Annotated in this window: 16 protein-coding genes and 2 pseudogenes; 10 read left to right on the top strand and 8 right to left on the bottom strand. The window is 54.8% G+C overall.

The features are described 5' to 3' along the window. Positions 1–4: 4 nt before the first annotated feature. Positions 5–1030 (top strand): L-dopachrome tautomerase-related protein, encoded by a 1026-nt coding sequence (locus ACR0IO_RS19000; RefSeq protein ID WP_480743687.1) that lies wholly within the window; start codon positions 5–7, stop codon positions 1028–1030. A gap of 56 nt (positions 1031–1086) precedes the next feature. Here ACR0IO_RS19000 and ACR0IO_RS18995 read toward each other — a convergent pair whose 3' ends face one another. Beyond that, positions 1087–1449: a YybH family protein gene (locus ACR0IO_RS18995; RefSeq protein WP_480743685.1), complete on the bottom strand. Its 363-nt coding sequence runs from the start codon at positions 1447–1449 to the stop codon at positions 1087–1089. 93 nt (positions 1450–1542) lie between these two features. Between ACR0IO_RS18995 and ACR0IO_RS18990 the strand changes: the two genes are divergently transcribed. After that, positions 1543–2448 carry a GlxA family transcriptional regulator gene (locus ACR0IO_RS18990; RefSeq protein ID WP_480743683.1) on the top strand — a complete coding sequence of 302 codons (906 nt, stop codon included), beginning with the start codon at positions 1543–1545 and terminating at the stop codon, positions 2446–2448. 48 nt (positions 2449–2496) lie between these two features. Here ACR0IO_RS18990 and ACR0IO_RS18985 read toward each other — a convergent pair whose 3' ends face one another. From ACR0IO_RS18985 to ACR0IO_RS18975, 3 genes are all read right to left on the bottom strand, one after another. Next, a complete protein-coding gene (locus ACR0IO_RS18985) occupies positions 2497–3492 on the bottom strand; it encodes an NADPH:quinone reductase (RefSeq protein ID WP_480743680.1) in 996 nt (331 codons plus the stop codon). Positions 3493–3560: 68 nt separating this feature from the next. Next, positions 3561–4685 (bottom strand): L-dopachrome tautomerase-related protein, encoded by a 1125-nt coding sequence (locus tag ACR0IO_RS18980; RefSeq protein WP_480743678.1) that lies wholly within the window; start codon positions 4683–4685, stop codon positions 3561–3563. A 125-nt stretch (positions 4686–4810) separates the two neighbouring features. Continuing rightward, complete coding sequence (locus ACR0IO_RS18975; RefSeq protein WP_480743795.1) at positions 4811–5263, bottom strand: Lrp/AsnC family transcriptional regulator; 453 nt, start codon at positions 5261–5263, stop codon at positions 4811–4813. Positions 5264–5394: 131 nt separating this feature from the next. Between ACR0IO_RS18975 and mdeB the strand changes: the two genes are divergently transcribed. The 4 genes and pseudogenes from mdeB to ACR0IO_RS18955 form a co-directional block, all read left to right on the top strand. Continuing rightward, positions 5395–8070, top strand: a complete 2676-nt coding sequence (gene mdeB, locus ACR0IO_RS18970) for an alpha-ketoglutarate dehydrogenase (RefSeq protein WP_480743676.1) — start codon at positions 5395–5397, stop codon at positions 8068–8070. 14 nt (positions 8071–8084) lie between these two features. Then, a complete protein-coding gene (locus tag ACR0IO_RS18965) occupies positions 8085–9353 on the top strand; it encodes a 2-oxo acid dehydrogenase subunit E2 (RefSeq protein WP_480743673.1) in 1269 nt (422 codons plus the stop codon). Positions 9354–9364: 11 nt separating this feature from the next. After that, positions 9365–11035, top strand: coding sequence for a dihydrolipoyl dehydrogenase (gene lpdA / locus ACR0IO_RS18960; protein WP_480743670.1), 1671 nt, complete (start codon positions 9365–9367; stop codon positions 11033–11035). A 27-nt stretch (positions 11036–11062) separates the two neighbouring features. Then, a pseudogene (locus tag ACR0IO_RS18955) lies at positions 11063–11152 on the top strand (glutathione S-transferase family protein); the annotation flags it as partial. On the opposite strand, the pseudogene ACR0IO_RS18950 reads toward ACR0IO_RS18955, so the two are convergent. Beyond that, positions 11146–11475: pseudogene (locus tag ACR0IO_RS18950) on the bottom strand (TRAP transporter large permease subunit); the annotation flags it as partial. The pseudogenes ACR0IO_RS18955 and ACR0IO_RS18950 sit on opposite strands and share 7 nt — an antisense overlap. Before the next feature lie 320 nt (positions 11476–11795). Between ACR0IO_RS18950 and ACR0IO_RS18945 the strand changes: the two are divergent. Next, on the top strand, positions 11796–12896 hold the full coding sequence (locus ACR0IO_RS18945) for an endonuclease/exonuclease/phosphatase family protein (RefSeq protein ID WP_480743668.1): 1101 nt from the start codon (positions 11796–11798) through the stop codon (positions 12894–12896). A gap of 239 nt (positions 12897–13135) precedes the next feature. Here ACR0IO_RS18945 and ACR0IO_RS18940 read toward each other — a convergent pair whose 3' ends face one another. After that, a complete protein-coding gene (locus ACR0IO_RS18940; RefSeq protein WP_480743666.1) occupies positions 13136–14560 on the bottom strand; it encodes an aminotransferase-like domain-containing protein in 1425 nt (474 codons plus the stop codon). Positions 14561–14646: 86 nt separating this feature from the next. Here ACR0IO_RS18940 and ACR0IO_RS18935 point away from each other — a divergent pair, with 86 nt between their 5' ends. From ACR0IO_RS18935 to ACR0IO_RS18925, 3 genes are all read left to right on the top strand, one after another. After that, a complete protein-coding gene (locus ACR0IO_RS18935) occupies positions 14647–15507 on the top strand; it encodes a DMT family transporter (protein ID WP_480743664.1) in 861 nt (286 codons plus the stop codon). Positions 15508–16050: 543 nt separating this feature from the next. After that, positions 16051–16257 (top strand): cold-shock protein, encoded by a 207-nt coding sequence (locus tag ACR0IO_RS18930; RefSeq protein WP_170335032.1) that lies wholly within the window; start codon positions 16051–16053, stop codon positions 16255–16257. Positions 16258–16263: 6 nt separating this feature from the next. Further along, on the top strand, positions 16264–17343 hold the full coding sequence (locus ACR0IO_RS18925; protein ID WP_480743660.1) for a fatty acid desaturase: 1080 nt from the start codon (positions 16264–16266) through the stop codon (positions 17341–17343). On the opposite strand, the gene ACR0IO_RS18920 is transcribed toward ACR0IO_RS18925, so the two are convergent. Together ACR0IO_RS18920 and ACR0IO_RS18915 are read right to left on the bottom strand one after the other, a co-directional pair. Continuing rightward, positions 17335–17583, bottom strand: coding sequence for a ParB N-terminal domain-containing protein (locus ACR0IO_RS18920; RefSeq protein ID WP_170335034.1), 249 nt, complete (start codon positions 17581–17583; stop codon positions 17335–17337). The two genes, ACR0IO_RS18925 and ACR0IO_RS18920, sit on opposite strands and share 9 nt — an antisense overlap. Before the next feature lie 74 nt (positions 17584–17657). Then, entirely contained in the window at positions 17658–18347 is a 690-nt protein-coding gene (locus ACR0IO_RS18915) for a hypothetical protein (RefSeq protein WP_170335036.1), read from the bottom strand. Between the last annotated feature and the right edge of the window lie 164 nt (positions 18348–18511).

The raw sequence follows: 18511 nt of genomic DNA, 5'->3' as shown, positions 1-18511 counted from the left end.
TATCATGATAGCTCTTCTTCGCTCCACCGCCGTTGCTCTTTTGGCGATCGCCGCGGCACCAAGCGTTGTGCTTGCTGATCCAGCCACCGCTGAAATCGTCGCGAGCTTCGACACCCGGCCTGGAAATCCATCAATCACGCCAGATGGCCGCATCTTTATGACGGTGCATCCACTGGCGCACCCCGACACCAAGATGATCGAGATCACCGCAACCGGGCAGCAGAACGCCTATCCAAACGCCGCAATCGCGACGGGCGATAGTTCTGCTTTCAAGGCCCCCCTATCTGTGCGAACTGATGATACCGGCGTCGCATGGATTGTTGATCTGGGTGCCCGTGAAATCTGGGGCTGGGATACAAACATCAATCAGGAAGTCGCGCGTATTGCAATTCCCGCAGATGTCTTGTTGTCCACCAGTTTCGTGCAGGATTTCGCATTGGACCAGAAGCGTAACCGCGTCATCATTGCGGATATGACGCAAGGTGATCTGCAAAGCGCACCTGTTCCCGCTTTTGTCACGGTTGATCTCGAAACCGGTGCGGCAGCACGGATCGCCGAAAGCCACCCTGCCTTGATGCCCGAGATGGAAGGTGGATTTGCGCTCAACCCGATCACGATCGATCCCAATTACGAATGGGTATACTTTGGTGCAATGCACGGCCACACGCTGTACCGCGTTCCGGCTGTTGCGTTTGACGAAGGTGGTGACGTTGCCGGTCAGATCATGGCTTATGGTCCGAAACCCTATTCTGACGGCATTACTGTGGACGGGTCCGGAAATGTCTACGTGAACGATATCGAGGCACACGCGATTGGTGTAACCACATCGGATGACTACAAAATCATTGCCAATTTGCCTGAAGGTCAAAGCTGGCCTGATGGAATCAGTTTCGGTGGCGACGGCTTTGTCTATGCTACCCTTAACCAGCTCGAACGATCTGCGGCGCTGAATGGTGGGACAGAGACTGGTACTGGCAAGTTTGATCTGATCCGCGTACCCGCATTGGCCGATGGCGCGACTGGGCGCTGATTAAAATGCAATAATTTGAAATATAGCGGCCCGCAGATTGCGGACCGCTATATATATCACCCCTGCACTTCGAATTCATCCGTGCGCAGCCGCAAGGAGCCATCCGGCTGCATGACCCATAATTCGTTGGTAATGACGCCATGCGCCTTGTTCATTTTCCAGCTCGAGGCCAATCGGATGCTGGTGTTGTCCACCGGTGAGAATTGCGGGTCCAGATAATCGACTTCGGTGTACCCATCTCCGATGATTTTTTCCCAAAAACCCTCAATCTCGGCGCGTCCAGTGAAGGTGCCAAAGGGTTTCGCGGTCATCACCGCGTCCTCTTCGTAGTAGGCAGCACATGCCTTGGCATTGCCTGCATTGAAAGCGGCTTTCCAACCGGCACTGGCGGCTTTGGCCGCCGTTTCGATGTCACTCATTTTCGTCCTCCATATGTTTCTTACCACAGGATAAACAATGCGGATTGATACAAGGAGTGGCATATATGACAATCTCAGTGGTATAAGTGTCATATGGGCGACATTCTCCTTCTTGCCGGCACGGGCACCCGTCTTTCTGTGCAACACGGATTGCTTGATTTTCTGGAAACAGCGTCCCGCATGGATGCCGCGAGTCGTCGATTGCGGATACGCGTTGTTGATCCCGAAAGCGATGTCAGCGACTGGATAAATACGGAGGCCATCATTGTATTGCCCGGCGACGACTTCCCTCTGCCTGGCGCGGCACAAGATGCGCTGAGGGCTGCAGCTTGCGCTAATGTGCTCTTGGGATCGGTCTGCGTCGGCACCTTCCGACTGGCATCGACAGGTCTGTTGGACGGCCGACGCGCCACTACACATTGGAGCGCCGAGGCGCGGTTTCGAACGGCATTCCCCAAGGTCTTTTTGGATCCTACGCAGACCCTGATCGACGAGGTCGACCTTATCACCGCGGGCGGACTGATGGCTTGGGTCGATCTGGGTCTGGCGCTTGTACGTCGATTTCTCGGGCCGGAGATCATGCACGAAACCGCCCGGTTTATGCTGGCTGATCCCGGCGCGCGCGATCAACGGGCCTATGCCAGCTTTCAAACGGACCTCAGCCATGGCGATACCCCGGTGCGGGTTGTTCAGGAGGGGTTACAGAGAAATCTGGCGACCCCGCATTCCATAATCGACATGGCTGCCGATGCGGGGCTAACCCGACGCACGTTTCTGAGGCGCTTCAAGGCGGCAACTGGGCTCACGCCGACGACCTATCTACAAAAGCTGCGGGTGGAACAGGCGCGACGTCTGCTGGAACAGGAAGGCATGCCCGTTGAGGAAATCGCCTGGTCGGTGGGATATGGGGACACCGGGGCGTTTCGCACAGTCTTTCTGCGGGAGACCGGCGAGACGCCTTCTGCCTACCGCAGAAGGTGTCAAAGACGTATTGAATAGATCGAGAAATGAGTTTGGGCGCAGGGTCTTACTCCTACGCCCTTGCTTTCAGACGGTGAGCAACACCTTTCCGATGAACCCGCCCTCCTCAGCACAGTCATGAGCTTCTACGATTTGATTAAGCGGAAAGCTCTTGTGAGTGATACCGGACAGCCCCCCTGCTTCAAGACATGCGTTGATGTCTGAGATCGCCAGGTCACGTGCATCCTGATCAATTGCATAGACAAAAACGAAACGAAGCACCGTGTTGTTGACCAGCAGAGAACGATAGGCCAGCGGCGCAGTCGGATCGGTGGTCGCGTAATGTGCAATTACACCGCCCGGCTTCAGATAGGCTGACGCGCCCTCCATGTGATCGGATAGTGCCACGTCGACAATCCGGTCGATCTTTGTCCCGCCCGTGATCCGCAAGATGGCGTCGGCAAGATTCTCGTCAAGATAATTGATGATGTGGTCGGCACCGGCAGCGCGTGCAGCGGCGGCCTTTTCTTCAGAACTGACCGTGGTGATGATGTTTGCCCCCAAGTGCTTACCCAGGGCTATGGCAGACAATCCAACCGCACCTGCCCCGCCTGTCACCAAAACCCATTGACCTTCAATTGATCCATCGGCGGTCAACGCCCGGTGCGCGGTCATCGCGGGCACGCCCAATCCTGCCCCGGTCTCGAAAGAAATCCCATCAGGCAAGGGGGCGGCGTATTTGGAAGCAATCAGGATTTCTTCCGCTGCGGTGCCTCGGTTGCCCTGCGCCAGCCCGTCTTCAGTTCGATTGGCGTTGTAAAGCCAGACACGTTGGCCGACGCGATTGACATCAACTCCCACTCCCACGGCCTCGATCACACCTGCGCCATCGGAATGAGGAATGACGTCACCGTCAGGCAACGGCCCTTGGGCACCGGAACGCACCTTGTAGTCCGACGGGTTGATCCCGCTGGCATGGATGCGCACACGCACATCACCGGGACCGGGCTGGGGCACTGGGAGATCTTCGATACGGAAACTGTCTTTTGCGGCCCCTTGGCCGAAAGCAATCGCGGATTTCATATGTTGAGCCTTTCTATTCAAAAAAAATGGCCCGCGCAGATTGCACGCGAACCAGTTTCAGGGAGGATTTAGTGCCCGATACGACCGGGGGCTTCCGGGGTGAACCGATAGATCAGATAGGGTGCTGCGTTTTTAGCAACGCCGTCATTGAAAAGGTCCGCCCGTGAGATCTGCGCAGCTGAGACATACATATGCCCGTCTAAGGAATAGCTGACTCCATCGGGCCAACTTAGATCGTCGGCCTCAGCATAGCGGCGGTATTCGCGCGTGTCGGCGGGGATGATTCCCACGGCGTTGGTTTCCACCTCGGTAAGATAAAGATTGCCATCCTGATCAATCGACAAGCCGCCATTGTTGGGCTTGTCAGCGTAACGCTCGACCCGTGCGCCAAGGTCTTCATCGCTCAGACGTTCATCCAGCAGATCAGCAAACTTCACCCGGTAAAGTGCGGTGCCGTTCAAAGGACCATAGTACAGCCATTCGAAGTCTGTGTCGGCTGTGATGCCATCAGCACCAACCTTGATTACAACCTGGCCACCACTGCCATCCGGCACGGTCAGATCCCTGCCGTCCACGGTAATTGGAACGTCCTCAGGAAGGGTGGAGGCATGTCCCTGAAGAACGCGCCGCGTTGTGCCGGTTTCCATGTCGACGATCACCAATGCAGCTGTAGTACCGTCACCGCCTGGCCCGATACCTTCATCCGCGATCACAAAAACGCCGTCCTTGAGATTCACGACGAAATCGTTGTGCTGGCTTTCAGGGCGGGATGCGGGGGCGGGAATATAGTAAATCCTCTCTAGCCGGTCCTCCCAGGTGTTCCAGCCCACCAGCTTCGGGGTCAGACCGGTGCGCTGGCCCATGTCAAGCATCCAGACGATACCGTTTTCATCACCACGCAGACCAAGAACGGAATCTAGATAGCGATCAGTTCCTTCGCGCGGCGTGTTCCAGGCGGCGTTGGGAAATGGGGTAAATGACTGGTGATCGCCATTCAGTTCAGCAACGCGAACATCCGGACTGAAAAACGGGTGATGGCTGAAGATCACGCGGTTAGTGGGTGTGAAGGTTACGTTGCCAACCGATTGTGGTAATTCTGCGACCAGTTCAGCCGTTTTGGGGCCATGTCCATCGGCCGAGGCGAATGTTGCTGAGATAGCAAGAATGCCAAACGCAGTTAGGGTGTTTTTCATTTTATCCTCCCAGATACGGAATGCGCGCAGAAGTGCAGGCAACTCCAGATTCTCGGAAGGTACTATTCAAGATAGTTCAAATAATCACACTCAGGGTTAATTTACTATTTGCGATATCGAAATAATTACACCAAGCGCGACAATTGCCCTTTGATCCTCCTAATGGGGATGGAGCTTTCGATGGATGCAACGCCCACTACCTTGGTCAATCGTCCGGTCAGAAACGTTTCAAACTCATCGAGACCTGATACCGCCACGCGAAGTAAATAGTCACGGCTTCCGGTCATTAGCCAACAATCCATGACCTCTGGATAGTGGGCAACGGCGCGTTCAAAGTTCACCAACCGGTCATCAATCTGATGGTCAAGCTTTACCGACACAAAGACCGAAAACCCAAAGCCCATTTGCGCCTCATCCACATTCGCGGTGTAGCCCTTTATAACGCCTGCATCTTCCATCGCCCGTATACGACGAGCCACTGGGGATGGCGACAGGCCGACCCGCTCACTAAGATCCTGATGAGTCAGCCGCGCGTCTCGTTGTAGCTCTTTGAGGATTTTAAGATCAACCTCGTCCATCATTAGCTACTTTCATCGCTATTTCTCCGTTACTCGCTTGAATCCATCAACACTGCCGAAGTTCGTGCGGGGTTTCAATGACATTCAGCGCGAGATGTCTGGCATCCTGAAGGCAACACTGGAGGATTCTCATGACATCTCAACGCTCCCTCACTCAGAACGACATTGATCCAATTGAAACAAACGAATGGCTGGATGCTCTCCAGGCTGTCGAGCAAGCGCAAGGCCCCGAGCGCGCCCAGTTTCTGCTGGGCAAGGTACAGGAACGCGCCCGACGCTTGGGTGTGACAACCAAGGGCCTGCCCTATTCATCCTATCGAAACACCATTCCGGTGGGTCGGCAACCGGCTTACCCCGGCGATGCAGAACTCGAAGAGCGGATCACCTCAATCATCCGCTGGAACGCATTGGCGATGGTTGTACGTGCCAACCGTGCCTATGGCGAACTGGGCGGTCATATTGCGTCCTACGCCTCCGCCGCTGAGATTTTTGAGGTCGGGTTCAACCATTTCTTCCGCGCGCGGGATGAAAATTTCGCAGGTGATCTGGTGTATTTTCAGCCGCATTCTGCACCGGGTATCTATGCGCGGGCCTTTCTCGAAGGGCGGTTGAGCCAGACTGACATCGAGAACTACCGCCAGGAAGTGCCAGGTCAGGGCCTGTGTTCTTATCCGCACCCCTGGCTTATGGATGAATTTTGGCAAATCCCGACCGGATCAATGGGGATCGGGCCGCTGTCTGCGATCTATCAGGCCCGCTTCATGCGGTATCTTCAGGCGCGTGGGCTGGTTGACACTCAGGAACGTCATGTCTGGGGCGTGTTTGGCGATGGTGAAATGGACGAGCCTGAAAGCATCGCTGGCCTGACGCTGGCCGCGCGGGAGCGTCTTGATAACCTGACTTTCATCGTGAATTGCAATCTGCAGCGGCTGGACGGCCCGGTGCGTGGTAATGGACAGATCATTCAAGAGCTTGAGTCGCTGTTTGTTGGGGCAGGCTGGAATGTGATTAAGGTTCTCTGGGGCTCAAAATGGGATGATCTTTTTGCCCGCGACACAAACAACGTCCTGTTGCGCCGGTTCGCGGAAACGGTTGACGGGGCCTATCAGGATCTCGGGTCCAAAGATGGTGACTATAACCGTCAGACGTTCTTTGACGCAGACCCGAAGACGGCAGCGCTGGTGTCGCATATGTCCGATGCCGATATACACGCGCTGGAACGCGGCGGGCATGATCTGAAGAAGCTTCATGCTGCTTTCGCTGCGGCAAAGGCCCATAAAGGTCAGCCAACGGTGATCTTAGCCAAGACCAAAAAAGGCTATGGAATGGGCGGTGCGGGCGAAAGCCGCATGACTGCACATCAGGCGAAAAAGCTGGACGTCGAAGCTCTTCTGGCCTTCCGCGACCGTTTCAACTTGCCGCTGACAGACAAGGCGGTCGAGGCGCTGGAGTTCTACAAACCATCCGAAAACAGCAAAGAAATTTCCTATCTGAAGCAGCGGCGCATTGATCTTGGCGGCTATCTGCCCAAACGCGCACGAAATGCCTCATCCGACGCGCCAAAGCGTCCCTTACCAGAGAAATATGCAAAATTCGCGCTTGAAGCGGATGGCAAGGAAATGTCGACCACCATGGCCGCGGTGCGGATGCTGGGCGGTCTATTAAAGGACAAGGAGTTTGGCCCCCGCATCGTTCCCATCGTGGCAGATGAGGCGCGCACTTTCGGAATGGAAAATCTATTCCGGCAAGTCGGCATCTACGCCCCCGACGGACAGAAATATGCACCAGAGGACGCCGGTTCGATGATGTATTACAAGGAATCTGCGGACGGGCAGCTGCTTGAGGAAGGCATCACCGAGGCGGGCGCAATCAGTTCGTGGACAGCTGCGGCCACCGCCTATTCCGCCCATGATACCGAACTATTGCCAGTCTACATTTACTATTCGATGTTCGGCTTTCAGCGCGTAGGAGACCTGATCTGGGCAGCGGCTGACCAGCGGTCGCGCGGCTTCCTGCTGGGCGCGACGGCCGGGCGAACTACGCTTTCGGGCGAAGGATTGCAACACCAGGATGGGTCCTCGCATCTTTGGGCAGGCGCGATCCCAAATTGCCGCGCTTATGATCCGGCCTTCGCTTACGAGCTTGCAGTGATCATGGATCATGGCATGGTGCGGATGCTGGACGAAAAACGCGATGAGTTCTTCTATGTCACGGTGATGAACGAAAACTACGCCCAACCGTCGATGCCAGAGGGCGTGCGCGAAGATATCATTCGCGGGCTTTACAAGCTTGGTACACGCGGCAAGGCGAAAGCGCCAAAGGCCCGTCTGATCGGCGCTGGCACCATACTTCGCGAAGTGCAGGCCGCCGCCGAGATTCTTGAGCGGGATTACGGAATCGCTACTGACGTCTTCTCGGCCACTTCCTTCACCGAATTGTCGCGCGACGCAGCTGAGGTTGAGCGCCGCAACCGCCTGTCCGGCGCAGCCAAGCCGGAAATATCGCATGTAGAAACCCTTCTGGCGGGAAGCGATCCCGTTGTCATTGCCACCGACTACGTACGCGCACTGCCCCAACAGATCGCCCCTTATATCACCGCACCCACGCGTATCCTGGGCACTGACGGGTTTGGCCGATCTGCCAATCGCAAAGCACTGCGCCGCTTTTTCGAGGTTGACAGCCAACATATCGCGTTGTCGGCAATCGAGGCGCTGGTGCGCGTCGGCACGTTAAAGCCAGCGGTCTTGAAGAAGGCCGTTGATGATCTTGGCGTTGATCCGGCCGCTCCCGCGCCGTGGTCCGTTTAAAGGAGGGTGCATTGATGACAACCAAGATAGAAATACATGTTCCTGACATTGGCGACTTTTCCGACGTTCCCATTGTCGAAATCCCGATCTCGGTGGGTGACACGCTTGTCGACGGCGACACGATGATCGTGCTGGAATCCGACAAGGCCACGCTGGATGTTCCCGCCGAACAACCCGGGGTGGTGACCGAAATCAAAGTTGCCGAAGGCGATGTGGTCAGCGAGGGCACATTGATCCTGATGCTTGAGGTGAGTCAGGGCACAGTCGCGCCTGAAGCCCCTGCCAAAAAGACCGCGCCTCAAACCGTCGCGCCCTTGGCCGCCGCGCCGACCAAGCCAACGCCAAACCAGCCCACGCCCGTTCCACCAAAAGCGACTGCAGCAGGTCAGCCGGTCTATGCTTCCCCCTCGATCCGAGCTTTCGCCCGCAAACTTGGCGTAACAATCGCAGAGGTGAAAGGCAGTGGTCCCAAAGGGCGGATCACCCGCGAGGATATCGAGACCCATGTGAAGGGAAAGCTCTCCGAACCTGCGGGCCAATGCGGCGACATTCCGGGCCTCCCTGACTGGCCGCAGGTGGATTTTGCCAAATTCGGCCCCGTCGAGCGCCAACCACTTAGCCGTATTGCACGGATTTCCGGTCCGGCCCTGCAACGCAATGCAATCACGATCCCGCATGTAACAAATTTCGATGAGACGGATGTGACCGACCTTGAGGCCTTCCGCAAAACGATTAATGGTGAAGCGCGCGAAGGCGAGGCAAAACTCACCATACTGGCCTTCACTGTCAAGGCGGTCGTCGCCGCGCTGAAGGCCTACCCGAAATTCAATTCTTCGCTGGATGGCGGCGAGCTTGTGGTCAAGAATTACTGGCATATCGGCGTCGCCGCTGACACGCCGGAAGGGTTGGTCGTGCCTGTGGTGAAAGACGCCGACCAAAAGGGCTTGCGAGAGATTGCCGCCGAAATGAGTGATCTTGCAGGAAAGGCACGTGCCGGAAAATTGAAACCTGGTGATATGCAGGGGGCGACCTTCACGATCTCGTCGCTTGGTGGCATCGGTGGCACGAACTTCACCCCGATCATCAACGCGCCAGAGGTCGCCATTCTTGGCATGACCCGCGCCGGGACCAAGCCTGTTTGGGACGGTACAGCCTTTCAGCCGCGTCTGATCCAATCTGTGAGCCTGAGCTGGGATCACCGCGTGATTGACGGTGTCGCAGCCGCACATTTCCTCAAACACGTCGCAGCGACGCTCAATGATTTCCGCCGGATATCGGTGTAAGGAGGCCCCGAATGCTCAATGATGTGATACTTCCCGATATCGGGGATTTTGCAGATGTTCCGGTGATCGAGATCACTGTAGGTGTTGGTGATACTGTTGCCGAAGACGATCCGATCCTCATGCTGGAATCCGACAAGGCGACGCTGGATATTCCCGCGCCCTTTGCCGGAGAAGTGGCTGAGATATTGGTGCAAGAAGGCGATCCCGTGTCTGCCGGAACCGTGGTCATGCGGTTCAAACCAGCGAGCGCCGTGTCGTCCGACGCGCCAAGCACCGCACCTGCGCCCGCCGCCATATCAGAAAACCATGCCGATCTGGTTGTCATCGGGGCTGGTCCTGGCGGCTACACTGCGGCGTTCCGTTCCGCTGATCTGGGCCGCAAAGTCACTTTGATCGACCCACGCGCTACACTTGGCGGCGTCTGCCTGAACGTGGGCTGCATTCCATCCAAAGCGTTGTTGCATCTGGCCGATCTGAAAGAGGCAGCGGCGGACGCTGCGGCTCATGGTCTGGACTTTGGCACGCCCAAGGTTGATCTGGCGACCATTCGCGATTTTCGCGACAGCGTTGTGGGCAAACTGACCGGTGGGCTGTCAGGTCTCGCCAATCGGCGCAAAGTCACGATGATCCGGGGCAGCGCCGCATTTACCGGCACGCATAGCCTGTCCGTCACAACAGAGGAAGGCCAAACGGAGCTAAGCTTTGATCAGGCGATTGTCGCCGTTGGCTCTCAACCTGTCCGCCTACCCTTCCTTCCCGATGATCCGCGAATTATTGACTCCACAGGCGCGCTGGCCCTGGAAGATGTGCCGGATCGGCTGTTGGTCATCGGCGGTGGCATCATTGGGTTAGAAATGGCGCAGGTTTATCATGCACTTGGGTCTCAGGTCGAAATCGTCGAACTGGCCGATCAGATTATCCCCGGTGCGGATCCCGATATCGTCAAACCGCTCGCCGATAGGATTGGCGGAAAATACGCTGCGATCCGCACCCGAACCAAGGTAACCGGCGTAGAGGCCGACGCATCGCTGACCGCGACATTCGAGGGACCGGACGGAGAAACAACTGCAGAGTACGACCGTATCCTTGTCGCTGTCGGCCGCGTACCAAACGGGGCCAGGGTCGCCCCCGATATGGCCGGGATCAATTGTGAAAACGGCTTTCTGCCGGTCGATCTGCAAATGCGCACGACACAGCAGCATATTTTTGCGATTGGTGATGTGGTTGGCCAACCGATGCTGGCGCACAAAGCCGTTCACGAGGCCAAAGTGGCGGCTGAAGTCGCCTGCGGCGAGAGGGCCGCGTTTGAACCGGCTGCGATCCCTTCGGTTGCCTACACAGATCCTGAAGTGGCATGGGTCGGACTGACCGAAGCGCAAGCCCAGGCCGAAGGTCGAAAGATCAAGACCGCGAAATTCCCGTGGATGGCATCGGGCCGGGCCCTGTCACTGGCTCGCGGCGAAGGGGTGACCAAACAAATCTATGATCCGGAAACCGGAAAACTTCTGGGGGCGGGAGTCGTCGGAAAAAACGCCGGTGAACTGATCGCAGAGGCGGCGCTGGCCATCGAAATGGGCGCTGATGCCCATGATATCGGCCTGACAATTCACCCCCACCCGACTTTGTCTGAAACGCTGGGAATGGCTGCCGAGGCATTTACTGGCACTCTGACGGATCTCTGATCTGGTCGCTGAAAGGAGTACCCCCCGATGGCTAATCCCATTGACCTTTATTTCTGGCCCACGCCCAATGGCTGGAAAGTTTCCTTATCGATTGCAGAGATGGGCCTGCCCTACACCCTTATCGCAGGGTTATAGGTCATCATGATCAGGAAGACGAACAAAACCGCCAGGAACGGCAGGTTTGCTCGAGCCACAATCATCGTTGGCATACCGGCAACATCTGATGTCACAAAGAGATTCAGCCCGACCGGTGATGTAATCATATCGATTTCCATATTGACCACCAAGATGATGCCCAAGTGAATCGGACCTATTCCAAGCTCAATGGCACCCGGAAACACGAGCAGTGCGACGACCACCAGAAGGCCCGGGGGTTCGATGAACTGTCCTCCGATCAACAAGATCACATTGACGACAAGGAACATGATAGGCCCGAAACCATCATCCCGATGGATCAAAGGTGGATGATGCACTAACAATCAAATTGGACCAGTCAAGTGAGGCCGTTCAACCCAAGGTAACACTTGTCGATTAACTCAATCTCCTTGCGTGCCCGGGGCAATTTCTTCTGAAAGAATTGAATTGGGCACTGGCGAAATAAACCTCTTCGTTGACGACCTAGTAACCAGAGCAGGCCGCTCGACGACTTGATCGAACCAAGGTTGCGAAACTACTGACGCCGTTTAACATACCGCCTCCTATCATTCTTGATCACTTCTGCTATCATAGGCAGATATTTTTTATGTGATTGGAAAAGCCTATGCGTGCTTCTGCATTGTTTTTGCTGTCGTTTTGCCTAGCAACACCAGCTGTCTCCGATGTTGTAACAATCGTGTCCTTCAACGTCGAAAACCTGTTCGATACAGCCGATGACCCCGGAAACCCCAGAGATGACACCTATCTGCCGCTGTCCGTCAAGCAAGTTGATCAAGCGGCTCACGATGAAAAATGTGAAACTTGGAATGGCTCGAGTGATTTCTACGTAAACCAATGCAAGACCCTCGACTGGAGTGACGAGGTTTATGCACAGAAGTTGTCTCGCATAGCCGAAACCTTTGCCGCAATACCCGTTCTACCCCAAGTAGTGGTTATTCCGGAGACCGAGAATAAAGACGTCCTTGACGACCTGATTGAGACCTTCATTCCCCAAGCTGGTTACACAGTAGTTCAGCTTGATACCAGCGACGAACCCGAAAGCCGAGGGATAGATGTAGGTATTCTCACGACCCTTCCACTTGCCGGGCAAGCGCAGGCGCATGTTATTGATTTCGACAGAGATGCTGAAACCTGCGGTAAAACCCGCGATATCCTTCAAGTTCCACTGACATTGCCAGACGGTGAAACTCTGCACGTATTTGGGGTACATTTTCCATCCGGAGCGAGCCCTTTTCGATGCCGGATTCGCGCTCTGAATAACCTCAACAATCTGGTCAAAGCACTCCCGGAAGGTTCGTTAGCGGTAGCTGCCGGTGACTTTAATGTAAACTGCAATGAAACGCCGACAGACAGCTTCACCAGACTATTGCGTCTCGGAAACTGGTATGCTTCACCTCTCATTAGGCAAGGTTGCGATGCACCCGGTTCCAGCAAGTTTGTTGATAGGCTTATCAACAATTGGAACACTTGGTCGTTTCTAGACATGATCCTTGTGTCTTCGACTCTCAGCCCATCCCAACCTTCCGATAAAAACTGGTTTGCAGACTTAGGAAGCTTCGGAACGCTGATCGTGACTCCTGAGCAAATTATGGTGGACGAGGATAACAAAGGATACATCGAGCCTCGCAGATTTGATCCAGGAACAGGTCGTGGCGTAAGCGATCATTTACCGGTGCAAATTCGATTGATCTCGCGCCGAGGTTGAACCCGAAGCGCAGTTAAATTTTCAAATTTAATGAGAATTTTTCATGGGCATTAAAGCTTTATTCTGGAACATTGAAAATTTCGAGGCGACAACGCGGATCGAACACGCATCGTTGCGCGGCACATTCGTGCTTTTGATCCGGACAGAGTTGGGTTCTCTGAAATCAGCAGCAAGCGAGCGATCAAAAACCTGATGATGGATGAGCTTTCTGATTTCGATTTTGGGATTCCGCGAAGCGGTCATTGAGGCCTGGTCGCACTCATCAGCTCGCGAAGCAGTTTCTTATGCGTCACTCCCGTCATCTGACTCACGTTGAAGCGCATAAACGAATTCTTGGACTGGGTCGGGCTGAAGACATTTCCAGGGGCAAGCACAACGCCTTGTTTGAGAGCTTCCCGTGCCAGCATGGCAGCCTCCCTTCCGTCTGGCAGCTCACACCATAGGTAAAATCCGCCCTTGGGATTCACAAACGGCTTGATGTCCAGGGTGCCCAACTCAGCGATAGAACGCGCGCGGGCGCGATCCAGTTTGGCCCTCAGCGCGTCCATATGTTTGCGGTAGCTTCCATCGGTGAGGGCTGCATGCAGCAATTCTGTTACCATCGGGCTCGGCCCACCAAAGCTGATTGCAACCTGAAGGTCGGTCAGGGCGGCAATCCAGCTAGGCCGGGCAGCTATGTATCCGCATCGTAGCGACGCCGAAAGCGTCTTGGAGAAGCTGCCAATCGTAAGAACACGGTCCAGCCCATCCAACGCGGCTAGACGCGGAGACAGGTCCGGCTCGAACTCAGCAAAGATAGCGTCTTCCACAATAAGCAGATCATGGGCCTCGGCCAGAGATAACACACGATGCGCGGTCGCTGCTGAGAGCGTCGCGCCAGTTGGATTGTGCAATGCCGAGTTGGTCAGATAGAGCCGGGGACGCTCTTTGCGTAGGACGCTTTCGAATATCGTGAGATCGGGACCATTGGGCGTGTAGGGCACACTAACAAGTGCGACCTGATGCGCACGCAAGAGGGCTTGAAAATTGAAATAGCACGGATCGTCCACCAGAACTGTATCACCCGGCTTGAGCAGCAATCTGCAGATCAAATCAAGCGCTTGTGACCCAGAATTAGTAAGCAAAACGGTGTTTGGGTCGACGTCTATGTTTTGATCGCCCAACATGCGTGCTACGTGTTGGCGCAGGCCCGCATGCCCCTTTGCATTGCTATAATCGGTCAACACAGTGCTGTTGCCCCGTGCCACATTGCGCATGGCCCGACGCAATGACTCCAGAGGCATCCAGTCTGACGGCATCCACCCGCATCCGGGCTTCTCCATGCAGTCTTCTGCATCAATGGATTGCCGAGCGACCCAAAGCGGATCAATCTCTCGCTCAAGCTGTGGTCCGGTTTGCGACACGACAAAGGGCTGAACGCGGTCGGAAACAAAGAAACCAGAACCGCGTCGGGCAAAGATAACGCCCTCAGCGGCCAAGACGTCGTAGGCCTCAACTACGGTCGAGGGCGAGACACCCAATCTACGCGCGAGCAACCGGACAGACGGCAGCTTGGTGCCTGCGCTATATGTACGAGACCGTATCCTGCGTGTGATATGATCCATCACGAGGGTGCGACGGGTCGCTTTGACCATGGTACTATCAATCTGTTTGGGTTCATCCATCAATACAGTTCGAATGAATTGTACTGTTCTGTATCTGCGTTTTCCACAGCGCTTCCACTACAAAATCCAAAAAGGATTGTGTGGCGATGACGTCTTCATTTTCGGGTTGGGGCAGTGGATTGGTCGGTGTGCTGATCTTCAGTGGATCCTTGCCCGCAACACGAGTGGCCGTAAGTGGATTTGACCCCCTTTTTCTGACCTCAGCTCGTGCCGTGCTGGCGACAGCTCTGGCACTGGGTTTACTGGTCTTATTCAAAGAGCTGAAGCCGTCGCGGTCGGATCTTGGATCCCTTATAACAGTGGCCTTGGGCGTCGTGATCGGCTTTCCACTGCTAACAGCCTTAGCCCTCCAGCACATCATGGCTGCGCATTCGATCGTCTTCATCGGGCTTTTGCCCTTGAGCACCGCCGCATTTGGCGCGTTGCGCGGCGGCGAACGACCGGCCGGAATGTTCTGGGTGTTTTCCGTCTTGGGGAGTGCGGCCGTCGTTGGTTTTGCCCTCACGCAAAGTGCGGAAGTGTCCCTGATCGGAGACCTGTTGATGCTGGCGGCAATCCTCGCCTGTGGATTGGGCTACGCCGAAGGGGCGCTGCTCTCGCGTAGATTGGGCGGTTGGCAGGTGATTTCCTGGGCGCTTGTCTTGTCATCACCGTTCATGGTCATTCTCGCAATCTTCACATGGCCTGACACATTTGCCGATTTGAGCATGCCTGTCTGGCTCAGTTTGGGATACGTCTCCATTTTTTCGATGCTGGTTGGATTTGTGTTTTGGTATCGCGGTCTGGCTCGCGGGGGCACAGCAGGTGTTGGGCAGCTACAATTGCTTCAACCGTTTTTCGGCTTGATCCTTGCGGCGGCCTTACTAGCGGAACCGGTCGCGCCTTCGATGATCTGGGCAACGGTTTTCGTCGTGCTTTGCGTGGCCGGTGCAAAGCACTTCGCGTAACGGCCCAAAGCCGTCATTGAGCGCCGTTTTGAAATGCTGCGTTTGCAGGCCCGCATTGCTGCCGTTCGCACCATGCGAAATATTGAGGTTTCGCGGAACTCACAATGGCCACAGAGCTGCCGTTCGCTGCGGTCGAAACACTGATCACTTCAGATGGCAGGAATGCGCAGAAACCGGACTTTGCAAAGTCTCGCTAAGGCGCCAAAACGGACGCTTATCGCTATCTCGTATGTAGCAGGATAAATTCCTAAAAGTGGTCGTTAGTCTTCTGAGCCGCTGACCCAAGCCGCCTTTAAGTTTGGATCGAATAGCAACATTCTCGCCTCTACTTGCCTGCTTCTAGGCCGGACAGCCTCTGATCCACTGTTGTCCTCCAAAGCACCAAGGCTTGTATCGTGGGTATTCGAAGTCCATATACACAAGGCTTACGTTTTTCTTTTTCGACCTGCTGTCTCCTCAATTCGGCGTTCAGTCTTTCGATTCAGACCGACCACGCCGAGTCGCCGCAATGATGCGGGCGGCAAGTATTAGGAGACCTTCACCATGGCAAATGGCACAGTAAAATGGTTCAATTCGACCAAAGGTTTTGGCTTTATCGAGCCTGAAGATGGCAAGCGCGATGTGTTCGTGCATATCTCAGCACTTGAACGTTCCGGCATCAGCGAATTGAAGGATGGCCAGAAGGTTACCTTCGACATCGAAGCTGGCCGTGACGGACGCGACAGCGCCGCCAACCTAGCACTCGCTTGACCTCTTTTGGGCACCCTTCTGGGGTGCCCGTTTGCTCAGAGGGTTCCTAAGAGCCGTTGGAGAACAAGTCAGTTGCAACAGCAGGAATTGACCCGGGTGCTCGCGCAATACCGTGTGCCCGATACGAAGCGTAGCGTTTTTGAACTGACAGTCACTGTCATCCCCTTTTTCGCGCTATGGGGCGCAGCGTGGTTTGCGTTATCTTTTAGTGTCTGGGTCGCTGTTCTACTGGCCATCCTGAACGCCGCATTTCTGGTGCGTCTCTTCATCATCATGCATGATTGTGGTCACGGATCTTTCTTTAGAAATCGCGCCGTTTGCAATTGGACAGGCCGGGTCCTGGGTGTTCTCGCCCTCACACCTTATGACGTCTGGCGGCAAAGCCATGCGTTTCACCACGCCTCAACCGGCAACCTTGATCGGCGCGGGATGGGCGATATCCCTACGTTGACTGTAGAGGAATACCTGAAACGAAAGTGGGCCGGTCGTGCCGCTTACAAATTAATCCGGAACCCCTTCTTCCTGTTCTGTATCGTACCGGTCTACACGTTCTTTCTTCAAAATCGCTTGCCCTTTGGTTTCATGCGGTCAGGCTGGCTGTATTGGGTAAGTGCAATGGGAACAAACGCCGCGATTGCGGTGGTCCTGGCTCTGATTTTTTGGACCGGAGGCCTAGATGTACTGGTTTTTGTATTCCTGCCAACCATGATCGTCGCCGCATCGATTGGTATTTGGCTATTCTATATTCAACACCAGTTTGAACACACGACCTGGGAGCGGGAAGAAGTGTGGAATCTTCAGAACGCCGCATTCTATGGAAGTTCTCACTATGCCCTGCCAGGCATCCTTCGGTGGTTCTCTGCCAATATTGGTGTGCACCATGTTCATCACCTTGCCAGCCGCATACCGTTTTATCGGCTAAACGAGGTTTTGCGTGACCATTCCGAGTTGGAAAATTGCCAGCGTATTACTCTATATGAGAGCTTTCATTGCGCACGATTGCATCTTTGGGATGAAGAAAGTCAGCGCTTGATGACGTTTTCTCAGGCTTTGTCGAACGCCAATCCCAACAAAAGTTTAGTGTAATCTGGCGCGCACCAAAAAGGCTTCGACAGTATCACCACCTAAGGCGCGAATGGCCTCTAATCGGTGAAGGCCTTCAATCAGCACGAACCTTTTGTTGTCAGTGCGTATCTGGATCGGGGTCTTCTGGCCGTTCTTCAGGATATCTTCGGCCAACGTCAGGACTTTTTGCTGATCAAGTGTTTTTGCACGTTTAACAGGTACATAGATCAATTCTAGCGGATATGATCGTTTTTCCAACATAAGCTATGTGTGCAACCTTTCTTGCATTTATCTCGGTTTGGAGTTCGCTTCAAAAGCAGGCGCTATAACGCACGTCATAGAACCGAACGAACAGCGTCGCGCAATTCCTTATGCATAATCCAAGTTGCTGGCTCATCGTCACTTTCGATGTGAGAAAATGCCAGGACCTGCGCGGCTCCATCATTCTGTGCCGATCCGGCTTCGGGAAGTTCGAGCTCTAGATACTCCGCAATCAATAGTCCGATTTTCTTAAAGACCTTGATGGACGCTTCGCGTGATTTGTACCCGGCCGCCTGAGACAGGTGGCCAATAGTCAGACCCTCCTTGCCAGCAATTGTAAGTGCTTTGAGCATTGTGAGCTGCGCAGGGGAGAACCTGATCTGGCGCAATGCCTCGGCATATTCTCTTTCACTGGGAATGAGGGTGCCGGAGTTTCCCTCCAAGCGGCGTTGACCGCTACGCTTCCTGTCTCGTTCTTCGAGAATTTCTTTTAAGGCTTCAATGGCCAATGCCGGTGTTTCGCCGACTGCATCGGCAATCATTGCCTGCGTTTTCGCTGGTGGCTTGGGGAATGCGCGCGCAACGCTGTTACCGCTCAGAATGCCAGCTTTAATCAAGTACTTCCCAAACTCCACTTCAACCACACCTGATACGTCAGCGTTCCGCGTCTTACGAACGCTGCGGTCCTGAAATGCTCTTTGTTCCAGACCATGAGCTGACATCTTTGAGTCCGGGAGGGTTACTTGAGGGGTATTTTTACGCATCAGAGAAACACCACTACAATTATCACCGCAACAAACACCGCCGACGCCACAGATACTTTAATCCCGTAGGACCGGCGACGAGCCTTTTCGGCTTTGATGCTTTTACCCAGGTTTTCATCAATCGAGTTATGGTTCACGGCTTAGTCCTTCTGGATATGTCGGGC

Source organism: Ruegeria sp. CE12, from assembly GCF_056537525.1.
This window is presented reverse-complemented; position numbering and strand designations above follow the sequence as displayed.